This window comes from Nonomuraea sp. N2-4H, assembly GCF_045291505.1.
Taxonomy (GTDB): Bacteria; Actinomycetota; Actinomycetes; order Streptosporangiales; family Streptosporangiaceae; genus Nonomuraea; species Nonomuraea fastidiosa.
The window spans coordinates 440450-464197 of sequence record NZ_CP147987.1 but is presented as its reverse complement, the minus strand read 5'-3'; the positions used below and the strand labels follow the sequence as shown (position 1 = coordinate 464197).

The 23748-nt window shown below is 71.0% G+C and carries 23 protein-coding genes and 1 pseudogene; 18 read left to right on the top strand and 6 right to left on the bottom strand.

Going from position 1 to position 23748, the window contains the following annotated elements:
• The first annotated feature begins 40 nt into the window (after positions 1 to 40).
• Together WBK31_RS02170 and WBK31_RS02165 are read left to right on the top strand one after the other, a co-directional pair.
• On the top strand, positions 41 to 1099 hold the full coding sequence (locus tag WBK31_RS02170) for a lysylphosphatidylglycerol synthase domain-containing protein (protein ID WP_364058360.1): 1059 nt from the start codon (positions 41 to 43) through the stop codon (positions 1097 to 1099).
• Positions 1100 to 1180: 81 nt separating this feature from the next.
• Positions 1181 to 4576: a BTAD domain-containing putative transcriptional regulator gene (locus WBK31_RS02165; RefSeq protein WP_406674249.1), complete on the top strand. Its 3396-nt coding sequence runs from the start codon at positions 1181 to 1183 to the stop codon at positions 4574 to 4576.
• Here WBK31_RS02165 and WBK31_RS02160 read toward each other — a convergent pair.
• Complete coding sequence (locus WBK31_RS02160; protein WP_364058367.1) at positions 4545 to 5123, bottom strand: hypothetical protein; 579 nt, start codon at positions 5121 to 5123, stop codon at positions 4545 to 4547. The two genes, WBK31_RS02165 and WBK31_RS02160, sit on opposite strands and share 32 nt — an antisense overlap.
• Before the next feature lie 157 nt (positions 5124 to 5280).
• Between WBK31_RS02160 and WBK31_RS02155 the strand changes: the two genes are divergently transcribed.
• A complete protein-coding gene (locus WBK31_RS02155; RefSeq protein ID WP_364058374.1) occupies positions 5281 to 5829 on the top strand; it encodes a VTT domain-containing protein in 549 nt (182 codons plus the stop codon).
• Positions 5830 to 5932: 103 nt separating this feature from the next.
• Here WBK31_RS02155 and WBK31_RS02150 read toward each other — a convergent pair whose 3' ends face one another.
• Complete coding sequence (locus WBK31_RS02150) at positions 5933 to 6157, bottom strand: DUF1508 domain-containing protein (RefSeq protein ID WP_364058377.1); 225 nt, start codon at positions 6155 to 6157, stop codon at positions 5933 to 5935.
• Between the two features lie 111 nt (positions 6158 to 6268).
• Here WBK31_RS02150 and WBK31_RS02145 point away from each other — a divergent pair, with 111 nt between their 5' ends.
• A complete protein-coding gene (locus WBK31_RS02145) occupies positions 6269 to 7168 on the top strand; it encodes a serine hydrolase (RefSeq protein ID WP_364058380.1) in 900 nt (299 codons plus the stop codon).
• Positions 7169 to 7346: 178 nt separating this feature from the next.
• On the opposite strand, the gene WBK31_RS02140 is transcribed toward WBK31_RS02145, so the two are convergent.
• Entirely contained in the window at positions 7347 to 7937 is a 591-nt protein-coding gene (locus WBK31_RS02140) for a hypothetical protein (RefSeq protein ID WP_364058383.1), read from the bottom strand.
• A gap of 195 nt (positions 7938 to 8132) precedes the next feature.
• On the opposite strand from WBK31_RS02140, the gene WBK31_RS02135 reads away from it, so the two are divergent.
• A complete protein-coding gene (locus tag WBK31_RS02135; RefSeq protein WP_364058386.1) occupies positions 8133 to 8426 on the top strand; it encodes a hypothetical protein in 294 nt (97 codons plus the stop codon).
• Positions 8427 to 8438: 12 nt separating this feature from the next.
• Here the strand turns inward: WBK31_RS02135 and WBK31_RS02130 are convergent, their stop codons facing one another.
• Genes WBK31_RS02130 through WBK31_RS02120 form a run of 3 tightly spaced genes read right to left on the bottom strand, consistent with a single transcriptional unit; the run spans position 8439 to position 10319 of the window.
• Entirely contained in the window at positions 8439 to 8681 is a 243-nt protein-coding gene (locus WBK31_RS02130) for a DUF4235 domain-containing protein (RefSeq protein ID WP_364058388.1), read from the bottom strand.
• A 50-nt stretch (positions 8682 to 8731) separates the two neighbouring features.
• Positions 8732 to 9553, bottom strand: coding sequence for an RNA methyltransferase (locus WBK31_RS02125; protein WP_364058391.1), 822 nt, complete (start codon positions 9551 to 9553; stop codon positions 8732 to 8734).
• A complete protein-coding gene (locus WBK31_RS02120) occupies positions 9546 to 10319 on the bottom strand; it encodes a DUF4184 family protein (RefSeq protein ID WP_364058394.1) in 774 nt (257 codons plus the stop codon). Before WBK31_RS02120 ends, WBK31_RS02125 begins: the two co-directional genes overlap by 8 nt.
• A gap of 139 nt (positions 10320 to 10458) precedes the next feature.
• On the opposite strand from WBK31_RS02120, the gene WBK31_RS02115 reads away from it, so the two are divergent.
• The 13 genes and pseudogenes from WBK31_RS02115 (at position 10459) to WBK31_RS02055 (ending at position 23646) form a co-directional block, all read left to right on the top strand.
• Positions 10459 to 11097, top strand: a complete 639-nt coding sequence (locus WBK31_RS02115) for a cation transporter (RefSeq protein WP_364058397.1) — start codon at positions 10459 to 10461, stop codon at positions 11095 to 11097.
• A 253-nt stretch (positions 11098 to 11350) separates the two neighbouring features.
• A pseudogene (locus tag WBK31_RS02110) lies at positions 11351 to 11668 on the top strand (substrate-binding domain-containing protein); the annotation flags it as partial.
• A 94-nt stretch (positions 11669 to 11762) separates the two neighbouring features.
• Entirely contained in the window at positions 11763 to 13004 is a 1242-nt protein-coding gene (locus WBK31_RS02105) for a substrate-binding domain-containing protein (protein WP_378784892.1), read from the top strand.
• A 112-nt stretch (positions 13005 to 13116) separates the two neighbouring features.
• The gene (locus WBK31_RS02100; RefSeq protein WP_406674248.1) at positions 13117 to 14361 is read left to right on the top strand and encodes an RNA polymerase sigma factor; all 1245 of its coding nucleotides are present in this window, start codon (positions 13117 to 13119) and stop codon (positions 14359 to 14361) included.
• A gap of 74 nt (positions 14362 to 14435) precedes the next feature.
• Positions 14436 to 14768 carry a hypothetical protein gene (locus tag WBK31_RS02095; protein WP_406674247.1) on the top strand — a complete coding sequence of 111 codons (333 nt, stop codon included), beginning with the start codon at positions 14436 to 14438 and terminating at the stop codon, positions 14766 to 14768.
• Between the two features lie 265 nt (positions 14769 to 15033).
• On the top strand, positions 15034 to 15405 hold the full coding sequence (locus tag WBK31_RS02090) for a hypothetical protein (protein ID WP_364058407.1): 372 nt from the start codon (positions 15034 to 15036) through the stop codon (positions 15403 to 15405).
• Positions 15402 to 16532: a GNAT family N-acetyltransferase gene (locus WBK31_RS02085; protein ID WP_364058410.1), complete on the top strand. Its 1131-nt coding sequence runs from the start codon at positions 15402 to 15404 to the stop codon at positions 16530 to 16532. The genes WBK31_RS02090 and WBK31_RS02085 overlap by 4 nt, the downstream gene beginning before the upstream one ends.
• Positions 16533 to 16682: 150 nt before the next feature.
• Entirely contained in the window at positions 16683 to 17516 is an 834-nt protein-coding gene (locus WBK31_RS02080) for a glycosyltransferase family 2 protein (protein ID WP_406674246.1), read from the top strand.
• 9 nt (positions 17517 to 17525) lie between these two features.
• On the top strand, positions 17526 to 18527 hold the full coding sequence (locus WBK31_RS02075) for a glycosyltransferase family 2 protein (RefSeq protein ID WP_364058416.1): 1002 nt from the start codon (positions 17526 to 17528) through the stop codon (positions 18525 to 18527).
• On the top strand, positions 18524 to 19327 hold the full coding sequence (locus WBK31_RS02070) for a polysaccharide deacetylase family protein (RefSeq protein ID WP_364058419.1): 804 nt from the start codon (positions 18524 to 18526) through the stop codon (positions 19325 to 19327). The genes WBK31_RS02075 and WBK31_RS02070 overlap by 4 nt, the downstream gene beginning before the upstream one ends.
• Positions 19320 to 20636 (top strand): lipopolysaccharide biosynthesis protein, encoded by a 1317-nt coding sequence (locus WBK31_RS02065; protein ID WP_406674245.1) that lies wholly within the window; start codon positions 19320 to 19322, stop codon positions 20634 to 20636. Before WBK31_RS02070 ends, WBK31_RS02065 begins: the two co-directional genes overlap by 8 nt.
• Entirely contained in the window at positions 20633 to 21655 is a 1023-nt protein-coding gene (locus tag WBK31_RS02060; protein ID WP_406674244.1) for a hypothetical protein, read from the top strand. Before WBK31_RS02065 ends, WBK31_RS02060 begins: the two co-directional genes overlap by 4 nt.
• Positions 21613 to 23646, top strand: a complete 2034-nt coding sequence (locus WBK31_RS02055; RefSeq protein ID WP_406674243.1) for a hypothetical protein — start codon at positions 21613 to 21615, stop codon at positions 23644 to 23646. Before WBK31_RS02060 ends, WBK31_RS02055 begins: the two co-directional genes overlap by 43 nt.
• Positions 23647 to 23748: the final 102 nt, after the last annotated feature.

The window sequence follows — 23748 nt, the reverse complement described above, 5'->3', positions numbered from 1 at the left end:
GGGACGCGCGGGGCCCGGCCTACCGGCAGACTGGACCCCGATGAAGAACAAGTGGCTCCAGATCAGCCTTTCCGTGCTCTCGCTCGGCCTGGCCGTGCTGCTCGTGGTCTACCTGCCGCAGATCGTGCGGACGCTGACCGGCAAGCCGGTCTCGTGGAGCGAGATCGGCGCGCAGTTCGCCGCGCTCGGCGGCGGCGAGATCGCGCTGATGACGGCGCTGTGGCTGCTGAGCCTGCTCTCCTACACGTTCGTGCTGACCAACTCGCTGCCCGGGCTCAACAACCTCCAGGGCCTGACGCTCAACGCGGCGGGCAGCGCGGTGAGCAACCTGCTGCCGTTCGGCGGGGCCGTGGGCGTGGCGCTGTCGTTCGCCATGACCAAGGGCTGGGGCTTCACCAGCCGCGCGTTCGTGGTGATGACGCTGGTCAGCGGCATCTGGAACACGTTGTTCAGGTTCATTCTGCCCGCCGTCGGCATCATCGCGCTGCTGGCCGCGGGCAAGGCGCCCAACCCCACCGTCGCCAACGCGGGCTGGACGGGCGCGATCTCCATCATCGCGCTCTGCCTCGTCGTGGCCGCCGCGCTCTACTGGGACCGCGCCGCGCAGGTGCTCGGCAGGGCGCTGGACGGCATCACCCGGCTGCTGCGGCTGAAGAAGGTGCACGCCTCCGAGGCGTTCCACCGGCTGCGCGCCGACACCGCCGGCGTCGTACGCACCCGGTGGCCGGGCCTCTCGCTCGGCATGATCTTCTTCCTCGGCTTCCAGTGGGCCATCATGGCGGCCTGCATGTCGGCCACCGGTGCCTGGCCCGGCCTCGCCGAGTCGATCGCCGTCTTCGCGCTGTCGCGGGTGCTGACCAGCGCCCTCATCACGCCGAGCGGCGCGGGGATCATGGAGAGCGGGGTGGCCGCGCTGCTCATCGCCTTCGGTGTGGCGGGCACTCCGGCCATCGCCACCGCACTGCTTTTCGGCTTCTGGACTTACACTATCGAGATCCCGTTCGGCGGTCTGGCACTCGGCGCCTGGGCACTGCTGCGCAGGCGGGGCGGCCGGAACGCCGACGCAGAGCCCCCGTCCGCGATCTCGAAGGCCACCTAGTGACAATCCCCATCCCAACGAGTGCTATTCGACCACGGCCCTTGTGCGTGATTCGCAGGCCCGCATAGCGTGGCGGCTGACATGGTGGCGTTCCGAGTTCTGGGGCCAGTCGAGGCGTACGCGCAAGACGACGAACTCGACCTCGGCGGGTTGCGACAGCGGGCCGTCCTGGCCCGCCTGCTCGTGGCCCGCGGTCAGGTCGTGCCCGTTGACACCCTTCTCTACGACTTGTGGGACGACGACGCGGCCAAGGGCGCGCAGTCGGGCCTGCAGGTCTACATCTCACGCCTGCGCAGGGTGCTGGAGCCGGGCCGTCCCCGCGGGGGGCCCAACCGGCTGCTGGTGACGGTCGCGTCCGGCTATGCCCTGCGCGTCGCCCCCGACCAGGTCGACGCGCTCAGGTTCGAGCAGCTCGTCCGCGCCGCGGGCGAGCACCTCGAAGAGGGCGACCCGCAGGCCGCGCGCAGCCGCCTGGAGAAGGCCCTCGGCATGTGGCGCGGCACCCCCTACTCCGACTTCGCCGACCAGGCGTGGGCCGAGGCCGAGGTCAACCGCCTGACCGAGCTGCGCCTGGTCTCGCGCGAGCGGCACGCCGACACGGGGCTGCGGCTCGGCCTGCACGCCGAGACCGTTCCAGACCTGGAGGCGCTGACCACCGAGCATCCGCTGCGCGAGGAGGGCTGGCGGCTGCTGGCGCTCGGTCTCTACCGCTGCGGCCGGCAGGGCGACGCGCTGGCCGCGCTGCGGCGCGCCCGCAACATCCTGGCCGACGAGCTGGGCATCGACCCCGGCCCCGCGCTGCGCAAGCTGGAGTCCGACATCCTGGCCCAGTCGCCCGAGCTGGACCTCGCGCTGCCCGCGCGCGCCGCCAGGCCCGCACCGCCGGTCACCGACACCTGGCCGCCGCGGCCCGCCGCCCACGTCGAGCCGCCGCCGCTGGAGCCCGAGCCGTTCGTCGGCCGCGACGCCGAGCTGTCCAGGCTCACCACGGCCGCCCAGCGCACCGGCAGGTTCCAGGTCGCGATCGTGACCGGCGTGGCCGGTGCCGGTAAGACGACGCTGCTGCGCCAGCTCGAAAGCAGGCTCGCCACCGACGGCTGGACCACCGCGTCCGGCGCCTGTCCCGACTCCAGCGCCACCCCGCCCGGCTGGGCGTGGGTGGAGATCCTGCGCACGCTCATCGAGCGGTTCGGCGCGGGCGAGTACGCGCAGCTCCTCGCGCCGCTGCTGGACGACACCGCGCCCGACCCCGACGAGGACGAGGCGTCGGGCGGGTTCCGGCTGCACCGCGCGGTGGGCGGCTACCTCGCCGGCGTGGCCCGGCGTGGCCCCGTGCTGCTGACCGTCGAAGACCTCCACTGGGCCGACGACCAGACGCTCGCGCTGCTGCGCGCACTGCCCAGCCTGCTCGCCACCAGCAGGGTGCTGCTGGTCGTGACCTGCAGGGAGGGCGAGCTGGACGACCGGCAGTCCGACGTGCTCGCCGCCCTGGCCAGGCTCGGCCCGGTGCGCGTGGGGCTGTCGGGGCTCGACCCGGCGGCGGTCGCCGAGCTGGTCAAGGCCACCTGCGTACGCGAGATCGACGAGGACGCCGTCGAGTCGATCGTCGAGCGCACCGGCGGCAACCCGTTCTTCGTCCGCGAGACCGTGCGCCTACTCGACGCCGAGGGCGCGGCCGACCGCGCCAGCGCCACCGAGGTGCTCTCGCAGGTGCCGTCCGGCGTGCGCGACGTGCTGCGGCGGCGCATCTCCCGGCTGCCCGCGGGCGCGCAGCAGATCCTGCTGCAGGCCGCCGTGATCGGCCGCGACGTCGACCTCGACGTGCTCATCGCGGTGGCCGGCGACGAGGACGCGGTCATCGAGGCCGTCGAGGCGGCGCTGCTGGCCGGCCTGGTGACCGAGCCCGGCCCCGGGCTGCTGCGCTTCGACCACGACCTCGTACGCGACACGATCTACTCCGACGCCTCCCGGCTGCGCCGCACCCGCCTGCACGCGGCGGTCGCGGCGGCGATCGAGCGGCACACGCCGTCCGACGTGGCGGCGCTCGCCCACCACTACTTCCTCGCCGACGCGGCCGACAAGGCGGTCCACTACTCGGGCCTCGCGGCCGAGCAGGCCGAGCGGCGCTTCGCCCACCGCGAGGCGGCCACGCTGTGGGAGCAGGCGATCGCCGCGTTCGACCGTTCCCGTGCCGACGAGCAGGGCGACCAGGCGCGCGAGCGCGCCAAGGAGCGGCTGCAGCTGATGCTGCGGCAGATCAGGGCGCTCGCGCTCTGCGGCGACATGCACGCCGCGCGGCTGCTGCGCCGCCAGGCCATGGACGCCGCGCTGCCGCTCGGCGACCTTGAGATCACCGCGAAGGTGGCGGCGTCGCTGGCCGTGCCGCACAAGGGCATGGCGCGCGACTTCACCCGTACGGCGTGGGAGATCGTCGACGTCACCGAGAAGGCGCTCATGGAGCTGCCGGAGGGCGAGCAGCGGCTGCGCGCGAGCCTGCTGACCACGCTGGCCCTGGAGCTGGAGGGCTCCTCCTCGCCCGAGCGGGGCAGGCAGGCCTCGCTGGAGGCGCTGGAGCTGGCCCGGCAGAGCGGCGACCCGGCGCTGATCGCGGCGGCGCTGAGCGGGCGGCTGCGGCAGTCGTACGACATCCCCGCCGTCGACTTGCGCGAGAGCATCGGGCGCGAGCTGCTCGAAGTGGCCCAGCGCTCGGGGCAGATGGCCACGCAGGCCCTCGCCCACCTGGTGCTGCTGGAGTGCGCGGCGGCCAGGGGTGAGTTCGCGGTGGCCGACGAGCACGCGGCGGCGGCCGACCAGCTCGCCAAGCAGTACGACCTGTCCGCGCCCGCCGCGGTCGTGGTCTGGTACTCCGGGCAGCGGCTGATGATCTCCGGCGACTACGAGGGCGCCGAGCGCGCCTACCGCGAGGCGGCCAGGATGACCGCGCGGGCCGGCATGCTGGAGGGCCGCCAGGACCTGCCGCTGATCACCACGTTCTGCCTGCACCTGGTCGCCGGGCGGGCGGCCGAGATGGTCGCGCCGCTGGCCGAGGCGCACCAGCGCGGCGCCAAGTGGACGCTCGACGCGTACGCGCTGGCGCTGGCCTCCGCCGGGCACCTCGACGACGCCAGGGCGGTGGCCGCGACCCGGCCGCCGGTGCGGCCCGACTTCCTCTACGAGCTGGCCATGACCTGGCGGGCGCTGGCCGGCATGCTGCTCGACGACCGCGAGCGCATGGTCGACTGCTACGACAAGCTCAAGCCGTTCGCCGACCGGGTGGCCGGCGCCGGCACCGGCGTGGTGGCGCTGTGGCCGGTGGCGCTGACCCTCGGCGACCTGGCCATCCGCCTGGGCCAGCCCGACGCGGCCCGGCAGCACTACGAGAAGGCGCTGGAGGTCGCCGAGCGGATCGGCGTGCAGCGCTGGGTCGAGGCGGCCAGGCAAGCGGTCAGCAGCTCACTCGGAAACGGCGGCTCTTGACGGTCTCGCCGCCCTCGGCCGTCAGCTCCACCCGGTACCACCCCGGGCTGCCGGACAGCTCCGCGCGCCACTCGACGGCCCGGCCGGCGGCGGCGAACCCGTCGTAGTGCGACAGGTACGTGCGCCAGGTTTCGGTGGCCGGGCTCCAGCGGGTCAGCTTCCAGCGGTAGATGACGGTGCCGTCGGGGTCGGGGTTGGCCAGGAACGTGCGGGCCACGTACGAGCGGGCGCAGCCGGGGCCGCCGGCCCGCACGGGGCTCACGGTGAGCACGCCGGGGATCGCCGCGGTCCGCCCGTTGAGCTGCCCGCCCGCCTGGCTCACGGCCGGGTCCGCGGCGGGAAGCGTGCTCGCGGCCGAGGGCGTGCTCGCGGCCGGGAGCACGGTCGCGGTCATCGCGGTCTTGGCCGGCTTGGCGGTGGACGGGGTCTCGGCGGTGCCGCAGGCGGAGAAGGCGACGTACGCGCCGGTGACGACGAGGGCCGCCGCGAAGAGCTTCGCGGCGTTCGAGGCTCCGCTGATCAGAACGTTCGCGCTTTTCACCGGCATCGTCACCACCCCTTCTCGCTCGCCTCTAGAGTGAGACGGGGTGCTTGAGCACCGGTTGTCGGTGAGTTGCACCCTTTGCGGGTGGCTTGCACCCCGGTCTGGCAGCGGGGGATAGCCTGAATTAAGGTAAGGCTGTCCTAAGGCTCTGGGAGGGGTGGTGGGCCCGTTCATGTGGCACGCGACGATGGCCGTCCCCGCCCCCACCGACTCGTCCTGGTTCAACCTGCCGTACTGGCTGGTCGGGGTCATCCTCATCGTGGCCCTGTTCGGCGCGTTCCAGGTGTACTACTGGGTCGGCCGCAAGCTCGGCGAGAGGCTGTACGAGTCGCGCGTCGGCGTCAAGATCGGCCGTGATCGCATCACCAGGATCGAGAGCGTGGTCGAGCGCTGGGGCGCGCTCGCCGTCTACGGCTGCTTCTGGGTGCCGATGCTGCGCCACACGCTGCCCTGGGTGGCCGGTGCGCTGCGCGTCTCCTACCCCTGGTACGTCGTGGCCAGCGCGCTCGGCTGCCTGACCTGGGCGCCCCTGTGGTGGTTCGGGCTCACCGCGCTCGTGTGGGGCTGGCTGGAGCTGGCCGCGCGCTCGCCGATCACGGCCGCCGTCGCGGCCGTGCTGGCCGTGGCGGCGGTGGCCTGGTTCACGGTACGCCGCCGCCGCAAGCGCCGCGCCGCCGCAGACCAGCCCCTGGTGCCCCAGGACTCGTAACCGGTCCCGTCTGCTCTGCCTCAGCCGCGCGGCCCGCCCCCACTCCATGGCCCCGGGCGACCCCCGCAGCCCCGGCCCGCGCATATTCGCCTGCCTCCTGGGCTCAGCCCTGGCCGGCCGGCTCGGTCTGGACGACGACCGGGGCGGGCGTGCTGTGATCCTCGATCACCGCCCCGGGCGCGTTCCTGCGCACGGTTTCGATACCGTTCACGCATGCCACTTTGGTGGGGTAACCCTCCCCCACCGCCAGCGTCTGCCCGTTGCCGGCGACGAGTGCGAACCGGTATCCGCCCTGCTCATCACCGCTGATGACGAACTTTCCCGCCATGGCCAACCGCCCCCCGCCATATCGGATCTATGAAGGATTTACCCCCATCTGAGCGCGACGCATGGCCCAGTTAGGCAAACGAACCCTTGATCTCCTGTCACCATGATTGGCATGCGTATTGGGGGTTTGATTAGCTCTGCGGCGGTCGCGCTGGTTGTCGGGTTCGCTACGCCGGTCGTCGGATTCAGCACGCCGGCGCAGGCCGCGAACGCTCCCGCCGTCAAGGCGAAAGAGGCGTACGTCGTCGACTCCGCAGGAACGGTCCACCTCGGCAAGCGAGAGACGAAGCGGGTGCCGGTCGCCAGCCTCGTGAAGATCATGACGGCGTACGTGGTGCTGCGCGAGGCCGACCTCAGCGACGTGGTCACGATCAGCGCCGCCGACGTCAAGTACGCCGCCAAGGGCGGCGCCGCCACCGCGGGCCTGCGCAAGGGCGAGCGCTTCACGGTCAGGGACCTGCTGTACGCGCTCCTGCTGCCCTCCGGCGCCGACGCCGCGAACGCCCTGGCCCGCCACTACGGGCCCGGCAAGGCGGCCTTCGTCGCCAAGATGAACCGCACCGCCCGCCAGCTCGGACTCAAGAACACCCGCTACACCAACGCCGACGGCATGCCCACGCCGTCGAACGGCGGCTACTCCACGGCCGCCGACCAGGCCAAGCTGGCGCAGTACGCGCTGCGGAGCAGCGTCTTCACGCAGGTGGTCGGCAGCAAGGTGCACAAGGTGTCCAAGACCCGCGTGCATCAGGCGCACACCTGGCGCAACACCAACAAGCTGCTGTCGCGGGCCGACGGCGTGCTGGGCGTCAAGACCGGGTTCACGAACGCGGCCGGCTACTGCCTGCTCTTCGCAGGTGAGCGCAACGGCGTGCAGATCGTGGGCGTGCTGCTCGGCGACCAGAACGAGCGCCGGTTCAGCACCGCGGAGAAGCTGCTCGACTACGCGGGCGAGCAGGCGGCCATGAACGACCGATCCCTCGGCTACGCAGGCGGCCGGGCAGTGCTCCGCTGACCGCCCATCCGGCTGCGCGGGCAGCAGGCGCCGCCCAGCCGACCACCTCTTCGGCCGCACGTGCGGCAGACGGCGCTCAGCCGACCACCCCTTCGGCCGCGCGTGCCGGGGACGGCGCTCAGCCGACCGGCGGAGCCGGCCTGCCAGGCCGCGCAGGCCCGCCGGCCGTGTGAGCCGGTCAGCCGAAGGTGATGGTGCCGTGGCCGGGGTAGGCGTGCAGGCCGCTCGCGGCGCAGCCGAGGATGGCCGTGGGCGGCGCGATGCCCCCACTGACCCGCTTCCCGGCCAGCCACCCCGTGCGGACGGTGCCGGTGAGCAGGGTGTCGGCCGGGTGCCTGGCCACCAGGCGGTCGGCCTTGATGCCCAGCTTCGAGGTTCCCGCGGGCCGTCCCGTGGCGCCGAACCAGGTGATCACCGCGGTGCCGCGCACCCGGCGGGCGGTGGCGCAGGACGCCTGGGCGGTGGCTTTGACGTTCACCCAGCCCGACCGCAGGAAGCGGGCCGAGCGGTCGGGCGAGGTGCACCCGGTGAACTCCAGGTAGCCGCGCGCGGAGATGCGCCGCGTCGTCAGGCCGACCCGGGGCGTGAACGTCAGCGGACGCTCGGACGGCGTGGACACGGCACAGGTCAGCGCATCCTTGCCCGACCTCTTCGGCGCCGCGGCGAGCCGCTCAGGAACGGCCCTCTGCGGACCGTCTGCGGCAAGCGGGTGGGGCGGGACCAGCAGCCCCGTCGCGGCGGTGAGCGTGATGATCCAAGCCCCGTTCATGGACCCTCCGGCAGGTGCGCGCGTGCGCACGTTCGGTGATCGGACCATGACAGTGTGCCGCATCGTCCGTGCCGTCCGCCCCCGTCCGGCGTCCCGGCGGCCCGACACGACACACCTGTACGTTTTCCGATGGATTCGGCCCGCCGTCCGTTCCCGAGTAGGGTGAGCCCCACACCCCTCCCAAAGGACATCCTGATGGCGGAATTCGTCGAGGTCCGCACTCTGATCGAGGGCCACGAGGCGGCGGCCGAGCTGGCGCACGGCATCCTGCTCTCCGGGCTCGCCACGTCGATCGACATCGCCGAGGTCTCGCACCCGTCCGCCGCCGACGCGACGGCCTGGCAGCTCACCCTCGTCACGACCGAGCAGCAGATGCCCGCGCTCGAGCGCCACGTGCGCCGCACCGGCGGAGACCGGCCCATCGACCGCGTGCCGATCGCCCACCACTTCGACGGCTACCCCGACTGGCTCACCGGCGACGGCCGATGATGCGGGCCCCGCTCAGTGCCGCCGCTGAGCGGCCTTCGCGCCCGCCCGCTGCACGGCGGCCCTGACCACGCTGAAGACGGCCCCCTGCACGGCGGCCGCGACCAGCACCTCCGCGAGCCCTCGCTCCAGGTCCTCGGCGTCGGGCGCCTCGTCCTGGCCCGAGACCAGCGTCCAGGCCCGCCTGAAGAGCGCGGCGGCCAGCACGCCGCTCAGCAGGCTCACCCCCAGCGATGCGGCTTTCTCGACGGGCTGCATTCCTGCTCCTTACGTTCACGTGGTGCATGCCCGTGCCCGAGGCCAGGTTCTTAAACGTCCCGCTGGTCAGCCCGCATGAGCCCGTGGCAGGCGATGGCGGCGGCGGCCACGACGTTGAGCGAGTCGACGCCGGCGGCCATGGCGTCGGGGCTCATCGGGATGCAGACCGCCTCGTCGGCCTCCTCCAGCCAGTGCGAGGACAGGCCGTCGCCCTCCGAGCCGAGCAGCAGGGCCACGCGGTCGGTGAGGCGGACGCGGTCGATGGGGGTGGCGCTCTGGTCGGGGGTCAGGGCGAGGGTGCGGTAGCCGGCCTCGCGGAGCCGGGCCAGGCCGTCGAACCAGTCGTCCATGCGGGCGTACGGGATGGAGAAGACCGCGCCCATCGAGACCTTGACCGCGCGCCGGTAGAGCGGGTCGGCGCAGCGGGGCGAGAGCAGGACACCGCCCACGCCGAGCGCGGCGGCGGAGCGGAAGATCGCGCCGACGTTGGAGTGGTCGACCAGGTCCTCGAGGACGAGCAGGCGGCGGGCCGGGCCCTTGAGCAGGGTGTCCATGGAGGGCAGGGGCAGGCGTTCCATGGAGGCGAGCGCGCCCCTGTGGACCTGGAAGCCCGCGATGCCGGACATGATCTCGTCGCTGACGACGTAGACGAGGGCGTCGCCGAGCACGTCTTCGAGCGGGGTCAGCCAGCGGCGGGTGGTCAGGACCGACCGGATGGGGTACCCGGCGCCGATGGCCCGCCTGATGACCTTCTCCCCCTCGGCGAGGAACAGGCCGCGCTCGGCCTCCAGGCTCTTGCGCAGCTCGACGTCGCGCAGCCGGGTGTAGTCGGACAGCCGGGGGTCGTCGATGTCGGTGACGTACTCAAGCACCTTCCGATACTGCCATGCGCCGCCTGACCTGCCAGACCAGCGCATGGCATGCGAGGACCGCGCAGAGGCCGATCACGGTGCCCACGCCGGTCTTGGTGATCAGGCTCGCGATGCCGAAGCGGGGGCTGGGCTCGTCGACGAGCGGCCAGAGCAGGGCGCCGGCCACGACGCCGAGCCCGGCCGCGGTCAGCACGGCGGCGCGGGCGCGCGAGGTCATGCGCAGCCGCTCGGGTACGGGCGCCGCCGGCATCCGGGACAGCCCCCGCCATGCCCACCACACGACCGCGGCGAGGCCGGCGGCGGACGAGACGTACTGGAGGAGGCGGAAGAGGGGGATCACCCCGAAGACGTTCACCGACAGCCAGGCGCCCCACTCGATGACGCCTCGGGAGTGGGTGAAGGAGTCCCATACGACGTGGGTGACGACTCCTGACACGGCCCCCGCGGCCATGGGGAGCGGGCGCAGGCGTTCGGGGGCGAGGAGCGCGGCCCGGCCGGCGAGCGCGGGTGGCAACAGCGCGATCAGCGGGTCGCGCAGCACGAGGTGGAAGAGCGGCAGCAGGACCAGGACGGCGAGCGGGTCGATGGTGACGATCCCCGGCCAGGAGTGCCAGACCCGGTATTCGGGCAGGAACGGCAGGAACAGCGGCAGGTCGGGCGCCATCGCGCCGAAGGCCAGCGCCCACGGGTCGAGCACGCGGCGGATCCGGGCCGACGGCCCGATCAGCGGCAGCACGGCTGCGATGTGGCTGGGCGTGAACGGCACCGGACCCTCCCCTTGATCGGGTTTCATTATGCGGGCGAAGCTTGATCGGGTTTTACCGCGATCATTCTTCGTCGCGCTTCGTAGTGGGTACGCTACTTATCGCTGTCGACGGCCGGATCAGCCGGGAGTTCGGGGGTTCATGGTGCCTGATCAGCGGATTCATGAGCATCCGGCCGCGTCAGCCGATTGGCTGCGGGCGGCGCGCGCCGCTCGTACGCTCTCGCTGATCACGCTGGTGTGGCTGGGCGTGGAGAGCGTGCTCGGCCTGGCCGCGGGCCTCACCGCGCACTCGGTCGCGCTGATCGGCTGGGGGCTGTCGGCCCTGGTGGAGGCGGCGGCCAGCCTGATCGTGGTGTGGCGGTTCACAGGCGCGCGTACGCTGTCGCCGCACGCGGAGAGCACGGCCCGCCGGGCGGTGGCGGTGAGCTTCTGGCTGCTCGCCCCCTATCTGATCGTGCACGTGGCCCACGACCTCGACGCGGGGCACCGTGCCGCGCCGAGCGCGCTGGGCATCGTGGTGACGGCGGTCAGCCTGGCCGGCATGCCGGTGCTGGGGCTGGCCAAGCGGCGGCTGGGCAGGCGGCTGGCGTCGGCGGCCACGTCAGGCGAGGGCACGCAGAACCTCATGTGCGCGGCCATGGCGGCCGGAGTGCTGGCCGGTCTGTACCTGAACACGCTGGGCCTGTGGTGGGTGGATCCCGCCGTGGCGGTGCTGCTGGCGGCCGTCGCCGCACGCGAGGGGCTACGCGCCTGGGCCGGTCACGCTTGCTGCCATTGACCGCACCGTACGTAATCGTCGCACCAAAGTGGTGTTTTCCCACAGAGACCACACCGAGTATCGTTCCCGGAGTATTGCGGAGCATCTCCCGCTAGGGTCTCCGAACGGTCTCTAGAACACCTAAGAGGACATCGTGGGGCGACACCGCACAGACGATCTCGACGGAGATTACAGAGCCGGCGAACCCCTCCCGCGCAAGCGACCGAGGAACAGCCGGGGCAAAGTGCTCGTACCGCTGGCCGGTGCCGTCGCGATGGCCGTCCTGCTGGGTGTCGCGGCGTACGTCATCATCACCCGCGACCATGACTGCACCGGCGGCAGGATGCCGCTGCGCGTGGTCGCGGCCCCCGACATCCAGCCCGCGCTCAACAAGATCGCCGGCCGGTACAACAAGGCGATGCACACGGTCGACGGCAAGTGCGTCGAGGTGACGGTCGCCAAGGAGGACTCCGCCAGGACCGCGAACAAGGTCGCGGCCGGCAAGGTCAACGCCGACCTGTGGGTGGCCGACTCCAGCCTGCTCATGGAGAGCATGCGCCAGGCTCCGGGCGGCGAGGCGCTGCCGCAGGTGGAGGGGTCGATCGCGACGTCGCCCGTGGTGCTGGCGGCGGCCAAGTCCGCGGCCTGGCAAGCTGACCGGCGCGCTCCAGCCGAGCTGGATCTCGGTGATCTCCGCGGCCAACGTGGCCAACGTGGACGGCCCCGGCAAGAAGGTCAGGGTGCTCGCCCTCGACCCGCAGAAGAACTCCGCGGGCCTCGCGGCCCTGCTCGCCGCGGCCGGCACGGCCAAGGAGGCCGGGCAGGACAAGGCGCTGGTGGGCGCGCTCAAGGAGCTGTCGGATCAGCTCGTGTCCGACTCGACGGCGCTGCTCGCCAGCCTGACCGTCAAGCCGGGCAGCAAGGTGCCCGTGGGCGTCACCTCCGAGCAGGCCATCTTCGCGCACAACAACAAGAAGCCCGAGTCGCCGGTCGTCGCCCTCTACCCGAAGGAGGGCACGCTCAGCCTCGACTACCCGGTGACGACCCTCGCCAAGGACCCGCAGGTGCTGAAGGCCGCCGCGGACTTCAAGCAGGAACTGTCGTCCGAGGCGTCCGGGAAGACGCTGCGCGACGCGGGCTTTCGCGGCGTGGACGGCAAGGCGGGCAAGGCGCTGACCGAGGCCGACGGCTTCGACGAGGACACGCCGGCCCCGCTCGACCCGCCGGACGGCCCCACCGTCGCGCGCGTGGTGCAGACCTGGACCCGGCTGAACCTCGGCACCCGCCTGCTCACGCTGCTCGACGTCTCCGGCACGATGGCGCTGCCCGTGCCCGGCACCGGCATGACCCGCATGCAGGCCATCAACAAGATCGCCACCGAGGGTCTCGCGCTGTTCCCGCCGGGCTCCGAGATGGGCCTGTGGACGTTCTCCACGCACATGGACGGCAAGGGCAAGGACTGGAAGGAGGTCGTCCCGCTCGGCCCGCTCACCGAGTCGGTCAACGGCACGCTGCGCAAGGAGATGCTGGTCAGGACGTTCGCCCAGCTCAAGGCCAAGGAGACGGGCGACACCGGGCTGAACGACACCGTCAAGGCGGCCTACACGCAGCTCACCAAGACCTACAAGCAGGACAAGGTCAACACCCTGCTCATCCTCACCGACGGCGCGGGCAACGACGACCCGGACGGCGGCGTCGAGAACGCCGAGCTGCTGCGGTTCCTCAAGCAGACCTACAACCCGAAGCGGCCGATCAGCATCCTGCTGATCGCCTTCGGCCCCGACGCCAAGAAGGGCAAGCGGCAGATGGAGGCGCTGGCCAAGGCGACGGGCGGCGAGGCGTACATCGCGGAGGACATCCTCCAGGTCCGCGACTTCTTCCTGCGGGGCATGGAACGCCGCCTCTGCACCCCGAATTGCGACGACTGATGGGAAACCCGCCCTCCATGCCCATTCGGTATGGGGGGCGAACCCGTACGAACCAGGCCGCGTCCTCCTTGCGCGTGGGGCTCCGAAGCCCGGTCCACCCGCGGGGAGGGGAATGTCCGTGCCTGGATGGCCGACCGTCGATCGCGCCGACGAGCAGGAACTGATCGAGGCGCTGCGGCGCGCGGACACCGAGGCTCCCGCCAGGCTCTACGACTTCTACGGCGAGCGGCTGCACGACTACGCCTACGCGCTGTCGGGCGATCGCGACCTGGCCGCCGACTCGGTGCACGACGCGCTGGTGACCGCGCACGGCTGCGCCGAGCGCCTGAAGGAGCCGGCCAAGCTGCGGGCCTGGCTGTACGCGCTGACCAGGTTCCAGGTGCGCGCCCGCCTTGCGCACCGCCCCGGCACCCCGCCCGCCGGGCGCCCGCTGCCCGACCCGGCCGAGCACGACGATCCCGAGCTGGCCGACCTGGTCCACGAGACGCTGGGCGAGCTGCGCAGGGGCGAGCGCGAGGTGCTGGAGCTGTCGCTGCGCCACGGCCTGACCCCGGCGGAGATCGGCGCGGTGCTCGGGCTGACCGGCCGGCAGTCGGCGGCCAGGCTGAGCCGGGCCCGCGACCATCTGGAGATCGCGGCCGCGGCCGTGGTGCTGGCCAGGACGGGACGGGCGCACTGCCCCGACCTGTCGGCCATGGTGGACTCGTGGGAGGGGCCGCTGACCCCGCTGCTGCGGCGGCGGCTGTCGGGGCACATCGGCGGGTGCGAGGTGTGCACCGAGCGGCGGCACCGGCAGGTCTCGGCGGCGCGGCTGCTCGACATGGTGCCGGTGGCGTACCCGGGACTCTCGCTGCGCCGCCGGGTGATCGACACGTGTGTCAGCCCAGAGCTGGACGAGACCCGCGAGCTGATCACCGACCGCGGCGACAGCTTCGACCGCAGCGGGTTCCCCGTGGCGCACGACGAGCGCCCGCGCCGCCACAGGTCGCGCCGCCTGGGTCCGCTCATGCTGGCCGGCGCCTGCCTGCTGGCCGCGACGGGCGCGGTGGTGGTGATCAACGGCTCGGACGCCGCCGAGGTGGGCACGCTCCGCTCCCGCCCGGCGCCGGCCACGACGCCGCCGCCCGCGGAACCCGCCGAGGAGCCGCAGTTCACCGAGGACACCCAAGACACCGAGGACACCGAGGACACCGGGGGACGGAGCCGGAAGAGGAGCCGAGCCCGTCCCCGTCGGCCGGCCGTACGCGCTCGGCCACCCCTCCCCCGGCCTCGCGCCCGGCCGCGGCGCGGCCCAGGAGCCGCCCCGCCGCCCGGCCGACCGCCACCCGTCGCAGGCCCGCGCCGGCCGCCAAGCTGATCGCAACCTGCCCGCGGTCGATCGCCGGCACGGGCGAGATCGGGCTGCGCGCACGCAACGCGGCGGTCTCCTGGGTGGCGACCGCCTCGCAGGGCCTGGAGGTGTCTCCGGAGAGCGGCTCGATCAGGGCGGGCACCACCGTGAAGGTCCGGGTGACGGCCGCGGATCCGTTCGAGCCGGGCACCGGCAGGATCGCCTTCACCTCGAACGCGGGCACCGCCACCTGCACGGTGTCGTGGCAGGGTGAGGAGATCCCGGAGCCGCCGACCGGCCTGCCGACGGAGGACGACGAGCCGTCAGCGGCGCCCACGTCCGGGGTGGCCACGTCGCCGGCGGACGCGTCCGGCTCCGCGCTGGAAGCGACGGATGCGGAGGCTCTGCGTAAAAGCGATGCAAACAGACAGTAGATCGCCCAAACCGAACGACAAATAGGTATATATCGGACCCTGGCTCGAAGATCCTAGGTCACATAGGGCATTCTGGTGTGCTTGGGGACCGCTTCGGGGCCGGCGATCACTTGACCGTGTGTTGAAGGTCACACGAATTTCTTGCGCCTGCCAGTAAACCGGCGCGCGTCGCCAAGCGTCGGCATTGACGTGTTGAGGCGCCGATTGATCCCATGAATTGCGATCGATCGGCGTTCTCACCAGCAAGGCAGGAGAAAGACAGGAGATGCTCAAGCAGCACCGCAGAGCGCTGGCCTGGCTGGTCGCGCTCGCCTGCATCGCAGGGGCGGTCATCGCGCTGTTCGATATCGAGACACCCCTGCGCCCGTTCCTGATCTCCTTGTTCCTTCTGGTCGTTCCAGGGGCGGCAGTGGTGGGACTGTTGCGCGATCGTGACCCCCTTGCCGCACTCTCCGTGGGAGCAGCCGCGAGCCTGGTGCTCAACGTGTTGCTCGCCGAGGCCATGCTGCTCTTCGACGCGTGGTCGCCCCGGGCCGGTGTCGCGACGGTCGCTGTGCTCGGCGGGTTCATGTACGTGCTTCGGGTGTTGTACCGGGGGAACCGCATGCAGACCGAACAGGGGGCCAGGGCAAGGTGAACATCCAGGTAGTCCGGCCCAGAGAACTCGGCGAGTCCGAGCGGGCGCGATGGCGCGAGCTGCAGAAGGCCGATCCGAGTCTGGACAACCCGTTCCTGTCGGTCGAATTCGCCGTGGCGATGGACCGTTTGCGCGACTACGTGAGGGTGGCGGTCATCTCCGACGGGGGGCGCATCGTCGGGTTCTTCCCGTACGAGCGGCACAGTTTCGGCATCGGCAAGCCGCTCGGCGGCTTCCTCACCACGTGCCACGGCCTGATCTCCGAGCCCGGGCTGAAGCTCGACGCCAAGGCTCTGCTTCGTGCCTGCAAGCTCAGCGTCTACGACTTCGACCACCTCGTGGCCGGCCAGCCGACGTTCGCTCCGTACGAGTCGGACGTCAGGCCCGCGCCCGTGATGGACTTCACCTCGGGCTTCGACGCCTGGCTCGAGCAGGTCAAGGCCAATTCCCCCAAGAACCTCAAGACCGTCAGGTACAAGGAACGCAAGCTCGGCAGGGAGCACGGCGAGCTGCGCCTGGAGTGGGCTTCGGCCGACCCCGAGGTGCTGCGCACCCTGCTGGCGTGGAAGTCCGACCAGTATCGGCGGACCGGCCGGGTGGACAGGTTCGCCCAGCCGTGGATCGTCGAGCTGACGGACATGATGCATGCCGAGAACTCAGCGGACTTCGCGGGCGTGCTGACCATGCTCTATGCGGGTGACGTGCCGGTGGCCGGGCATTTCGGCCTCCGTACGGCCACCACGCTCGTAGGGTGGTTCCCCGCTTACGACACCGAGTTCGGCCGCTACTCGCCCGGAATGGTGCACCATATGCGGATGGCCGAGGCCGCCGCGAAGGCGGGGCTGCACATGGTGGACATGGGCAAGGGCGGCAAGGAGTACAAGGACTGGCTCAAGAGCGGTGTCCTCTATGTCTCCGAGGGCCGCGTCTCGCGGCCGTCGGCGACGGCGGCGGTGCACTGGATGGGCCGAACTCCTTTCAACAAGGCCCGAACAATTGTCATGGATCGGCCGTCTCTCTATAGAGCGGCCGACCGTGTGCTCAAGGGCTTCGGTCGGGTGCGCACCTCGATGCAACATCAGGAGTCACCCAATGCGGTAAGTCAGGAACCAACGGGAGCACGTTAGACCGCTCCCGAGCAAGACCCGGCACAGCACCAACACCCTCACTCCACTGGACCGTCGAAAGCACCGTCCGCCGGTTTCGCCGTTGCCGCAGCACCCGGGAACGGTTCACAAGCCGGTGGGCGGTGCCGGTCCCGGAAGGAATCCCTCGCTATGAGTCCCGAGATAACCAAGCACAACGGCAAGGTCCATTCCGCACCGCTGCGGTCGATGCCGCCGCCTTCCGGCTTCACGCCGGTGACGCCCCACCTGGCCATCTCCCCGACCGTCAGCGTGGTCGTACCGGCGATGAACGAGGCGGAGAACCTCCCCCACGTCTTCGCCACCATCCCGCAGTGGGTGGACGAGATCGTGCTCGTGGACGGCAACTCCGTCGACGACACGGTGGCCGTGGCCAAGCGGCTGCGGCCGAACGTCAAGGTAGTGACGCAGAAGGGGAAGGGCAAGGGCGACGCCCTGGCCGCCGGCTTCGCCGCCTGCACCAGCGACATCATCGTGATGATCGACGCCGACGGCTCGACCGACGGCCGCGAGATCATCAACTTCGTGGGGGCGCTGGTGACCGGCGCCGACTTCGTCAAGGGCTCGCGTTACGCCGCCGGCGGCGGCAGCGACGACCTGACGCTGAACCGGCGTCTGGGCAACAAGATCCTCACGGGGATCGTCAACATCATGTACCGGACCCAGTACACCGACCTCTGCTATGGCTACAACGCGTTCTGGGCGCGTCATCTGGACGTGCTCGACCTCGACTGCGACGGCTTCGAGGTGGAGACCCTGATGAACGTGCGTGCCGCCAAGGCGGGGCTGAAGGTGCAGGAGGTGCCGAGCCACGAGCGCAACCGCATTCACGGCGAGAGCAACCTGCACGTCATCCGGGACGGCTTCCGCGTGCTCAAGACCATCCTGAAGGAGTGGCGCCGCCAGCCCACTCCGCCCCGACCCGAGCCCGCCACCACCCCGACCGCCGACCGAGGCGTCGCGTAAAGGATCTCTGTGAACACGTCTGTTGTCATCTGCGTCTACACCGAGGAGCGGTGGGAGGACATCAGGCAGGCAGTCGAGTCGGTCGAGAACCAGACGCGCCCGGCACACGAGCTGATCCTGGTGGTCGATCACAACCCCGACCTGCATCTCAAGCTCAAGCGCGAGTACCCGCAGGCGATCGTGGTCGAGAACACGCACGAGAAGGGGTTGTCCGGCGGCAAGAACACCGGAGTGGCCACGGCCAACGGAGAGATCGTCGCGTTCCTCGACGATGACGCCGTAGCCGACCCCGGGTGGCTGGAGGCTTTGGAGGAGGGCTTCCAGGAACCTGGTGTCGTGGGCGTGGGCGGCCGCACCGACCCCCTGTGGGCGTCGGGGCGGCGGCCCTCGTGGTTCCCGCACGAGTTCGACTGGACGGTCGGCTGCACCTACCGCGGCATGCCCACGGTCAGGGCGCCGATCCGCAACGTCATGGGCGGCAACGCCGCCTTCCTGCGCGACGCGGTCACCGAGGTGGGCGGCTTCCACAGCGGCATCGGCCGCAGCGTGCAGGGACGCAAGTCCCGCCCGCTGGGCTGCGAGGAGACCGAGTTCTGCATCAGGCTCTCGCAGCGCAAGCCGGGCTCGATCATGCTGTACGAGCCGCGCGCGGTGATCGGGCACAAGGTGTCCGAGCAGCGCGAGCGGTTCTCGTACTTCAGGTCCAGGTGTTACGCGGAAGGGCTGTCCAAGGCGCTGGTGACGCGCGAGGTCGGCACCCAGGACGGGCTGTCGAGCGAGCGGGCCCACGCCATGAAGACCCTGCCGCTCGGCGCGCTCCGCGGGGTCGGTGACGCCCTGCGGGGCGACCTGAGCGGGCTCGGCCGGGCCGCCGCCATCGTCATCGGGCTGGCCTGGACGACCTGGGGTTACGTCGTCGGCTCCGTACGGTTGAAGGTGGCCCAGAAGGGGGCGCAGAAAGGGACGCAGAAGGGGGCACAGGAGGGGGCGCAGGAGGGGGCACGGTCATGACCCGCGTACCGATCCTGATGTACCACTCGGTCACCGACACGCCCAACGCCGACACCAGACCGCACGCGGTGCGGCCGTCGGACCTGGAAGAGCAGCTGGCGTACCTGAAGGAGAGCGGCTTCACCCCGCTCACCCTGGGCGACCTGGTGGCCGCGCTGAACAAGAACAACGGCCGCTCGTTGCCCGACAAGCCGATCGTGGTGACGTTCGACGACGGGTACGCCGACTTCCACAGCCACGCGCTGCCGCTGCTCGAACGCTACAACTTCCCGGCCACGGTCTTCCTGACCAGCGGCTGGGTCGCCGACGCCGGCAAGGACGCCGCTGGCCGGCCCCTGGACAGGATGCTGTCCTGGGGCCAGGCCCGCGAGGCCGCGCAGACCGGCATCGAGATCGGCGGTCACAGCCACAGCCATCCGCAGCTCGACCAGCTCCGCATGGAGGACCTGCGTCAGGAGCTGCGCAAGAACAAGGGCCTGCTGGAGGAGAAGATCGGCACCCCTGTCGCCACCATGGCCTACCCGTACGGGTACTCCAGCGCCCGCGTGCGCCGTGAAGTGCGTAAAGCCGGATACTTCGCCGCTTGCGCCGTGAGCAACACGATCGCCGCAGATCGTCACGACATGCTCGCCATCCCCCGGTTGACGGTCGGCAAGCACACGACCATCAACATGTTCAAGCGCGCCGTCGAAGGCACCGCCGTACCTCTCATCTACCTGCGCGAACGCATCCTCACCAAGGGGTACGCGGTCGTCCGCAGGACGCGGTACGGGCTGCAGCGGGTGCGCGGAAATGTCTAGGGTCTGGGCGAGAGTCGTCACCGACCTGCGCAACCCGCTGTTCCGCCAGGGCTACGCGCTGATGGCCAACACGGTCATCACGGGCGTGCTCGGCATGGGCTACTGGCTGCTCGCGGCCCATTACTACACGCCGGAGGAGTTCGGCCGCGGGCAGGCCGTCATCACGGCGATGCGGCTGTTCGCCTCGCTGACGGCGCTGGGTTTCGTGGGGGCGCTCGCGCGCTTCCTGCCGATCGCCGGCCGCCGCACCGCCGAGCTGATCCTGCGCGGGTACGGCCTGGCCGCCGCCACCGGCGGGGTGGCCGCGCTCGGCTTCCTGCTGACGCTGCCGCTGTGGGGCAAGACGTACTCCGTGCTCGCCGGGTTCGGGCCCGGCCTGTTCTTCCTGGCGTCCGTGGTGGTGTGGGCGGTCTTCACGCTCCAGGACGTCGTGCTGACCGGGCTGCGCCGCGCGCCGTTCGTGCCGCTGAACAACCTGATCTTCGGCCTGGTCAAGATTGGCCTGCTGGTGGCGCTGGCCGGGGCGCTGCCCAGCGGCGGCATCTTCGTCTCGTGGGTCATCCCGACCGCGCTCGCGCTCATCCCGGTGCAGTGGCTGATCTTCGGCGTCGTCGTACGCCGGCACGTGCGCGAGTCCGACCCGGTGCGGGAGCCGCCCAGGCTGCGTGACGTCGGCCGCTTCCTGGCCGGCGACTTCCCCGGCACGCTGTCGATCCTGGCCATCGTCTACCTGGTGCCGGTGGTGATCGCCACTCAGGTCGGCGAGGCCACGTTCGGCCGCTTCTCGATGGCGCACACCCTGGCCAGCATGATCGAATTGCTGGCCATGAACATGGCGGTGTCGCTGACCGTCGAGGGCTCCTTCGACCGGGCCGCGCTGGCCGAGAACTGCCGCCGGGCGCTGCGGCGGGCGTTCATGATCGTGGTTCCGATCATCGCGGTCGCGGTGCTCGGAGCGCCGCTGATCCTGCGCATCTTCGGGTCGGAGTTCGCCGAGGAGGGCACGCTGCTGCTGCGGCTGATGGCGGTGGCGGTGCTGCCCAGGGTGCTGATCGAGGTCTATTTGAGCGCTTTGCGAGCGCAGAGCAAGGCGCGGGCGCTGGCGGCCGTGCAGATCGGGCTCGCCGTGCTGGTGCTCGTCTCCACGATGGCGCTCTTCCCGTACTTCGGGGTCAATGCGGTCGGGTATGGTCTGCTCTTCAGTGAGCTGCTCGTCGCAGTTGTGATCTTCGGAAATCTTCGCAAAATCCTCAGAGTGGACGAAACTGGTCGGTCGCCTGTCACCCAGGGGTCGTCCGGGGCCGCATGATGGTCAACGTGAGGCAACGGGACGGCGATGGCAAGACCACGGGGACCAACGACTCCCCGGACGTTCGTGGTGACAAGGAGGAGTCGGACGTGCCCTTCGATCCGGACGCTACCGGGGTCATCCCGAAGCTGACGTTCGAGCCTTCTGCCGAGGAGGGCTCGAAGGCGGCCGGGGAACCCCCGAAGAGCGGCGACGAGGGCGCGGCCGACGCGGAAGAGACCACGGCCATCCGCCTGCCGATTCCCCTCACGTCCGATGCCGAGCCAGGTGCCGAGGACGGGAAGGCCGCCGCCTCCGGTGCCTCCAGCGCGGACGAGGAGGTTGCGGGCACGCAACCCATGAAGATCGCCGCGGCGCCGAAGATCGCCGACGCGCCCGAGACGGCAGACGCCAAGACGCAGAAGGCACCCACCGGCCAGGCACCGGCCGGCGGCGGGGCCGCCGCAAGCGCGACCGCTCCGGGCAGCGCCGCCCCCGGCGCAGCCACCGCGAGCACGACCGCTCCGGGCACCGCCGCCCCCAGCGCAGCCACCGCGAGCACGACCGCTCCGGGCACCGCCGCCCCTGACGCAGCCGCCGCGAGTCCGGCTGCCTCGGGCGGCGCGGGCCACGCCACCAGCGCCGGTGGTGCGAGCCCCGCCCAAGCCGGGCCGACCGGAGCCGGAGGTGGCCCCGGGAGTGCGGCCGGAGCCGGTGGGGCGCGGAGTCTGGCGGAGCTCGTGCAGCCGATGACCGCTCCCGGGCAGGCGCCGGGTGGGGTGGCGGTGCAGAGTCCGCCGATGAGCCCGCCCATGGGTCAGCCGGGCCGGCCCTTCCAGCAGCAGGCCGCCCCCGCACAGCAAGGGCAGCGAAAGCCGAGCGGGCTCAAGGCCAGGATCGGTGCGCTGATCGCCAGTGCGCCCAAGTGGCTCCCCGTGGTGCTGGTCCTTGAGGGCCTGGTCATGTACATCCTGGCGCTCAAGGTTCCCCGGGCCCGATGCGCGGCGTGGACCCGGCCGACATCGACGGCCTCGGCCTGATCTCGGCCCTGCCGGCGACGGCGTTCATCGCCATCCTGATCATGATCGTGTCGTTCTTCGTCACGGTCTCCCAGAGCACGGACCGCAAGTTCCTGCTGCTGTTCCAGATCGCCGCGATCACGTTCGCCCTGCACGGGGCGGGCGCGCTGGTGGCGGAGCAGCCGCGCTTCCCGACGGCTTACATCCATGCCGGTTTCGTGGAGTTCATCGGCAGGACCGGCGATACGGCGATCAACATCGACGCCCGCATGGGCTGGCCGGGCTTCTTCGCGTTGTTCGCGTTCGTCACGAAGGCGGCGGGCATCAGCGACATGACGCCGATCCTGCAGTGGACGCCGCTGCTGTCGAACCTGCTCTACTTGCTGCCGTTCGTGCTCATCCTGCGCCAGGTGGTGGCGACGACGCGGGCCCGGTGGTTCGCGGCGCTGCTGTTCATCCTGGTGCAGTGGATCGGCCAGGACTACTTCTCGCCGCAGGGCTTCACGTTCGCGCTGTATCTGGCGTTCGTGGCGATCCTGCTGCGCTGGTTCGGCCGGGTGGAGCCGCGCACGAAGCCGATCCCGCCGAAGGGCCTGCGCAAGTGGATCGGCAAGCTGGACGCGATGACGCCGGGCGAGCTGGCCAACACCGGCACGTTCCGCGCCGACAAGCTGCTGATGCTGCTGATGCTCATCGCGCTGTTCCTGGCGTCGGTGGCCTCGCATCAGATCACGCCGTTCATGATGCTGGGCGTGCTGACGGCGTTCCTGCTGTTCAAGCGGACGACGCTGACGTGGGCGCTGCCGTTCTTCCTCGGCCTGATGGTGCTGGCCTGGATCAGCTACATGACGGTGGGCTTCTGGGCCAGCCAGATCGACACGATCTTCGGCGGCCTGGGCAACATCGTGCAGAACCTGCGCAGCAACACCGGCGACAGGATCGAGGGCACGGACCCCGCGCACGCGATCGTGCTGCAGGCCCGGCTGGGCATCCTCGCGGTCATCCTGGGCTGCGCGGCGGCGGGGTTGTTCCGCCGGCTGCGGCGCGGGGTGTTCGACCGCTCGGCGCTGATCCTGCTGTGCGTACCGGTGCTGGCGCTGGCGCTGCAGAGCTACGGCGGCGAGATCGGGCTGCGCATCTACATGTTCGCGCTGCCGGGCGCGTGCCTGCTGGCCGCGTACGCGTTCTTCCCGAACCTGCCGGCCGACAGCGCCGACGTGCGCGACGAGACGGTGCCGCTGCGCAAGCGCAACGTGCGCTTCAACCCGCAGCTCACCAGGAAGATCTCGCTGGTGCTCGCGGCCTGCTTCGCGGTGATGTTCGCGATGGCGTTCCTGGTGGCGAGGTACGGCAACGAGAAGTTCGAACGGGTCACCACCGGCGAGGTGGCGGCCCTGCACTACGTCTACGAACACGACAAGCCGAGCGCCCGCGTGATCTACCTGGTGCCGAAGGAGGGCCCCGAGGTCACGCCGTCGATGCCGTGGGGTGAGCGGGACATCGAGCGGGTGAGCTTCGCCGAGCAGGCGCTGGTGTTCAAGGACCCGACGCGGATCGACAAGGCGGTCGCGAAGCTGAAGAGCCAGCCGCGCAACTCGTACTTGATGGTGAGCCGCGCCCAGGTCAGCTACCTGCAGCTCAACGAGGGCTTCCCGGACGACTGGGGCGAGCGGTTCCGCGCCGCGCTGGACAAGTCGCCGGACATCAAGCGGGTGTTCGCCAACGAGGACGCGGCGCTGTACACCTGGAAGAAGTTCGTGCGCGGCACGGAGATCCCCGAACCGCTGCCGTACGAGGGCCGGGGCGACCCGACCTCCCCGTGGACGCCGGTGGGCATCGCCGCGCTGGCCGTGACGTGGGTGGCGCTGTTCAGCTACGAGATCATCCGGCTGAACGGCCCGAACCGGGCGCCGCGCGCCCGCAAGCGGCTGCTCTTCCTGGCGATACCGTCGTTCGTGATCGCGTTCGGCGTGATCATCGAGCGGTTCATCTACATCGCGGCGAACAACTGACGCGCGTCACCGGGGAGGGTGATCGGCGTAGTACTTCAGGGGTACGCGGCCGATCCCCTCCCCGGCGTGACGACGATGACGCAGGCCGCTCCGTAGCGTCGC

Coding starts and splice junctions, on each gene's coding strand:
- WBK31_RS02170 (WP_364058360.1), top strand. CDS start 41: ATGAAGAACAAGTGGCTCCAGATCAGCCTTTCCGTGCTCTCGCTCGGC.
- WBK31_RS02165 (WP_406674249.1), top strand. CDS start 1,181: ATGGTGGCGTTCCGAGTTCTGGGGCCAGTCGAGGCGTACGCGCAAGAC.
- WBK31_RS02160 (WP_364058367.1), bottom strand. CDS start 5,123: ATGCCGGTGAAAAGCGCGAACGTTCTGATCAGCGGAGCCTCGAACGCC.
- WBK31_RS02150 (WP_364058377.1), bottom strand. CDS start 6,157: ATGGCGGGAAAGTTCGTCATCAGCGGTGATGAGCAGGGCGGATACCGG.
- WBK31_RS02145 (WP_364058380.1), top strand. CDS start 6,269: ATGCGTATTGGGGGTTTGATTAGCTCTGCGGCGGTCGCGCTGGTTGTC.
- WBK31_RS02140 (WP_364058383.1), bottom strand. CDS start 7,937: ATGAACGGGGCTTGGATCATCACGCTCACCGCCGCGACGGGGCTGCTG.
- WBK31_RS02135 (WP_364058386.1), top strand. CDS start 8,133: ATGGCGGAATTCGTCGAGGTCCGCACTCTGATCGAGGGCCACGAGGCG.
- WBK31_RS02130 (WP_364058388.1), bottom strand. CDS start 8,681: ATGCAGCCCGTCGAGAAAGCCGCATCGCTGGGGGTGAGCCTGCTGAGC.
- WBK31_RS02115 (WP_364058397.1), top strand. CDS start 10,459: ATGGTGCCTGATCAGCGGATTCATGAGCATCCGGCCGCGTCAGCCGAT.
- WBK31_RS02100 (WP_406674248.1), top strand. CDS start 13,117: ATGTCCGTGCCTGGATGGCCGACCGTCGATCGCGCCGACGAGCAGGAA.
- WBK31_RS02090 (WP_364058407.1), top strand. CDS start 15,034: ATGCTCAAGCAGCACCGCAGAGCGCTGGCCTGGCTGGTCGCGCTCGCC.
- WBK31_RS02080 (WP_406674246.1), top strand. CDS start 16,683: ATGAGTCCCGAGATAACCAAGCACAACGGCAAGGTCCATTCCGCACCG.
- WBK31_RS02070 (WP_364058419.1), top strand. CDS start 18,524: ATGACCCGCGTACCGATCCTGATGTACCACTCGGTCACCGACACGCCC.
- WBK31_RS02065 (WP_406674245.1), top strand. CDS start 19,320: ATGTCTAGGGTCTGGGCGAGAGTCGTCACCGACCTGCGCAACCCGCTG.
- WBK31_RS02060 (WP_406674244.1), top strand. CDS start 20,633: ATGATGGTCAACGTGAGGCAACGGGACGGCGATGGCAAGACCACGGGG.
- WBK31_RS02055 (WP_406674243.1), top strand. CDS start 21,613: ATGCGCGGCGTGGACCCGGCCGACATCGACGGCCTCGGCCTGATCTCG.